Annotated in this window: 1 protein-coding gene and 1 pseudogene; both read right to left on the reverse strand. The window is 41.8% G+C overall.

The features are described from left to right. A pseudogene (locus ACRCJ0_RS16290) lies at positions 1–588 on the reverse strand (cell division protein FtsQ/DivIB); the annotation flags it as partial. A gap of 41 nt (positions 589–629) precedes the next feature. Next, positions 630–861 (reverse strand): glycosyltransferase (locus ACRCJ0_RS16295; protein ID WP_431391208.1); only part of this gene is annotated, 232 nt, incomplete at its 5' end.

The raw sequence follows: 861 nt of genomic DNA on the forward strand, positions 1-861 counted from the left end.
TGACATTCCTTCATTTAGGGGGTATAAATTCACACTTTCTGTATCCTCCACACCTTCCACAGTGATTGAAGCCACATGATTAAGCGGGGAAGCATAGTAACCAGCCACAAATAATGCAATTACAAATGGTAATAATAATAGGACCATTTTCTTCCAGTTAGTTGGTCCACTTTTTTTTACCTTTTTAACTGGAGGCATCTCCTGATTACTTGTCACCAGTTGCTTTTGCTTGCCTGCTCGGCCTTGCTTTTGTTTCTTCGAATTCCCTTTGCCTTTTATATTGAATTTAGGCAATCGCCACTTGGCTTTTTGTTTTGCTTTTTTCTTCACAGGTTTTTGCTTGCTACTTTTTTGTTTATTTATATTTGACGCTGCTTGTTTCTCTTCAAGCTTAGCTTGGTCCTGGTCTTCGTCTTGACGACTGCTATCCACACCATTTTGCACTGCATCTTGGTTTGACTTGTTAGCACTTTTATCTTGCCTTCTGGCGACATCTGTCCGAGCATTTTCAGCTAATTTTTCATGCAAACGACGTCTTCTCTCGCGTTTCTCTTGGCGAATGCGCTCTTCTTCTTCCCAATCCATCATCACGCCCCCTTTCTATCTATATTATTTGGAAAAAGGACTTCCTATTTCACAAGGGTTTCAATGATCTTGATTAAACGGTCCCCCGCATCTGGCACCCCTTGGTTCAGGGCATTCGTCGCAATTCGGTCTCGTTCATTTTTGTCAGCCATTAAATCATCAATTTCAGCTAGAAATCCCTCGACATTTAAGTCATTTTCTAAAATCATGCGGGCTCCGTCATGCTTCACTAGCGAGCGGGCATTCATTTCCTGATGGTTGGCCGTTACATTAGGA

This window comes from Aerococcus sp. L_32 (assembly GCF_050689315.1).